This is a genomic window from Pseudomonas endophytica (assembly GCF_001411475.1).
Classification (GTDB): domain Bacteria; phylum Pseudomonadota; class Gammaproteobacteria; order Pseudomonadales; family Pseudomonadaceae; genus Aquipseudomonas; species Aquipseudomonas endophytica.
The window spans coordinates 1-3,159 of the sequence record NZ_LLWH01000110.1 but is presented as its reverse complement, the minus strand read 5'-3'; the positions used below and the strand labels follow the sequence as shown (position 1 = coordinate 3,159).

General features: G+C 56.7%; 4 protein-coding genes. All 4 read right to left on the bottom strand.

What is annotated here, in order from left to right; genetic code table 11:
* Positions 1 to 283 precede the first annotated feature (283 nt).
* Positions 284 to 721 (bottom strand): D-aminoacyl-tRNA deacylase, encoded by a 438-nt coding sequence (gene dtd / locus AQS70_RS08285; RefSeq protein ID WP_055102373.1) that lies wholly within the window; start codon positions 719 to 721, stop codon positions 284 to 286.
* A complete protein-coding gene (pip, locus tag AQS70_RS08280; RefSeq protein ID WP_055102372.1) occupies positions 718 to 1,689 on the bottom strand; it encodes a prolyl aminopeptidase in 972 nt (323 codons plus the stop codon). Before pip ends, dtd begins: the two co-directional genes overlap by 4 nt.
* Positions 1,690 to 1,948: 259 nt before the next feature.
* On the bottom strand, positions 1,949 to 2,755 hold the full coding sequence (hutG, locus tag AQS70_RS08275; protein ID WP_055102371.1) for an N-formylglutamate deformylase: 807 nt from the start codon (positions 2,753 to 2,755) through the stop codon (positions 1,949 to 1,951).
* Positions 2,756 to 2,766: 11 nt separating this feature from the next.
* On the bottom strand, positions 2,767 to 3,159 hold a 393-nt coding region (locus AQS70_RS08270; RefSeq protein ID WP_156355076.1), incomplete at its 5' end, for an amidohydrolase family protein.

Sequence of the window (3,159 nt, the reverse complement as noted above, 5' to 3'; positions counted from 1 at the left end):
TTGCGTAACCGCTTGGCAGACCTTTTTGGTGCTTTAAATGGACTAACAATCACGAGCAACCTCGCCGAAAACAGATGATGAAACCAACGGCCAGCGATCAAATTGCCGGGTTGGCGAGCACTGTTCCGACCGCCGAAGGGAAGAATGATTCCCCAGACGCGCCGGATTAGTGTCTATGGTAGCGCGGGATTATCTAGTAGCCCGCGTTACAACGCATCTAGTGTCGCCAAGTATTTCTCACGAAAAGCACCTGTTTTCAGACAAAACAAGGGTTTTCAGAGTTTTAGATCTGTAACAAAAATGTAACGGGGCCATCATTGACCAAATGCACCTGCATATCGGCCCCAAAACGACCTGATTCGACCGTCGAATGCTGGCGTTTGGCTTCGGTTAAAACGTGATCAAACATCGCCTCGGCCATCGCCGGAGGTGCCGCAGTAGAAAAGCCAGGTCGCAGGCCACTGCGGGTGTCTGCCGCCAAGGTAAATTGCGACACCAATAGCAAACCGCCCTCGATATCCTTCAACGACAGATTCATCTTGCCGTCAACATCGCTGAACACCCGGTAATTGAGCAGCTTGTGCAGCATTTTGGCCGCATGTGCAGGGGTGTCGTCGGGCTCGACAGCCAGCAATACCAGCAAGCCTTGGTCGATGGCGCCGACCACCTCCCCGCCGACTTCTACTCGCGCGCCTGAAACACGTTGCAGTAAACCCCTCATGCTTCGTCCGGCTGCAAGTTGAGCAGGCGTTGAGCCATTTGCTCGGTCGCCCGCACTAAAGCGTCGGTAATCCCGACCTCAGACGCAGAGTGCCCCGCCTCGCGGATCACTTGCAGCTCGCTGCCCGGCCAATTTTGATGAAGCTCCCAAGCGTTATCCAGCGGGCAAATCACGTCGTACCGCCCATGCACGATCACGGCCGGCAAGTGGGCAATTTTGTGCATGTCGCGGATCAACTGATTAGGTTCAAGGAACGCGCTGTGGGTGAAGTAATGGCATTCGATACGGGCAATCGACAACGCCCGGTGCGGATCGCAAAAACGCTCAACCACTTGTGGATTGGGGCGCAGGGTCGCGGTGCGGCCTTCCCACGTCGACCACGCTTTGGCCGCGTGCATTTGCGCGATCTGATCATTGCCCGTCAAGCGCTTCTGGAACGCAGTGAGCAAGTTACCCCGTTCCTCGGGTGGGATGGGCGCGATGTAATCCTGCCAGTAATCCGGGAATAGACGGCTGGCGCCTGCTTGATAGAACCATTCGATTTCTTGCTCACGCGCCAGAAAAATCCCGCGCAGAATCAGCCCATGTACTCGTTCCGGATGGCTTTGCGCGTAGGCCAGCGACAACGTGGAACCCCATGAGCCACCGAACAACACCCACTTGTCGATGCTTAGAAACAGACGAATCCGCTCCATATCAGCGACTAAATCCCACGTAGTGTTGTTATCTAGACTGGCGTGCGGGGTTGAGCGACCACATCCGCGCTGGTCGAACGTAATGATGCGGTACACGCCCGGATCGAAAAAACAGCGGCTATTGGCATCACACCCTGCCCCCGGCCCGCCGTGTACAAAAACCACCGGCAAGCCGTCGGGCGTACCGCTCTCATCGACATACAAGACATGCGGCCCATCGACAGCTAGAGCGTGCCGGGCGTAGGGTTTGATCTGCGGGAACAAAGTCTGCATTACACACTCCGCGGGAGGGTTGAGGTCATCCCTGGTGGGGACTTCAAGAAAAAGTGCCGTCTGGCATCATAAACCCGATTAGCAGAATGAGCATGGAGTATAGCGGCGAGGTTTCAACCCCCTCCCGGCGGGCAGCCCCCTCTACACATCGTGCGAGGTCGGGCTGTTTGCCTAACCGCTGTTTATCGTTGTGAAGCGTCGGCACATCCATTCCGATAGCTGACGCATAACGGGTGTTCGGTTTCTCAGGCTTCTGACGTCAACCTTTGGCGTAGCGCTCTTCACCCCACGTGATAATCCGCGCCAGCAGTTGCTTGAGCACCACTTGAGTTGGGGTAGCTAGGTCTTGGCGGTAGTTAAAAGGCTCAAACTCCTCCATATAAGTGCTTTGCGCCAGCTCCAGTTGCACCGCATGGATGTTGTCCGTCGGGCTACCGTAGTGCCGGGTGATGTGGCCGCCTTTGAAACGGCCATTCAAAACATGGCTGTAAGCGGAGTGCTCGGCGCAAATCGCCTCTAGATCTCGGGCAAGTTGCGGGTCGCAGCTCGCACCATTGAACGTACCCAAGTTGAAATCAGGCAAACGCCCATCAAACAAATGCGGCACGTGTGAGCGGATCGAGTGCGCATCAAACAGCAGCGCATACCCAAACTCGTCTTTCAGGCGCTTAAGCTCTTGTTGCAAGGTCTGGTGGTAAGGCTTCCAGATGGTTTGTAAATAGGTTGCACGCTCTTGTGCGGAGGGTATTTGCCCTTCACGAAACAGCGGCACACCGTCAAACAGAGTGGCCGGAAATAACCCGGTGGTTGCGCCTACGTACATCGGCGCGTCGTCTTCTGGGCGGTTGAGGTCGATCACAAACCGCGAATACTCGGCCGCCAACGTGCTGGCCCCCAGTTCAGCGGCAAACGCGTAAAGCTTAGGAATATGCCAGTCGGTGTCGGGCAGGCTTTGCGCCTCAGGGATCAAGCCTGTCTCGACCGCAGGCGTTAGCTTTAAACCTGCGTGGGGCATGCTGATCAGTAATGGCACGCGGCCTTGTTTGAATGTCAGAACCTTATCCACAGCCTTTTCTCCTAAAGCGTGACGTCGACGCCGTTACGCACGACGCGCTTGTCCAGATCTCCGCCTAGCCAGTACGCAAGGTCTGCCGGACGATCAATGTTCCAGGCCACAAAATCAGCCATTTTGCCCGGCTCCAACGAACCATGGCTGTCGCCCAAGCCCAAGGCCGTCGCGGCGTGCTGGGTGACGCCTGCCCAGGCTTCTTCCGGGGTCATGCGAAACAGGGTGCATGCCATGTTCAGCATCAGACGCAACGACAACCCTGGCGACGTGCCGGGGTTGAGGTCGCTGGCGATGGCAATTTTGACCCCGTGTTTGCGCAGGGCCTCCATCGGCGGCAGTTGGGTTTCGCGTAAAAAGTAAAACGCACCCGGTAACAACACCGGCCCGGTTCCCGACTGCGC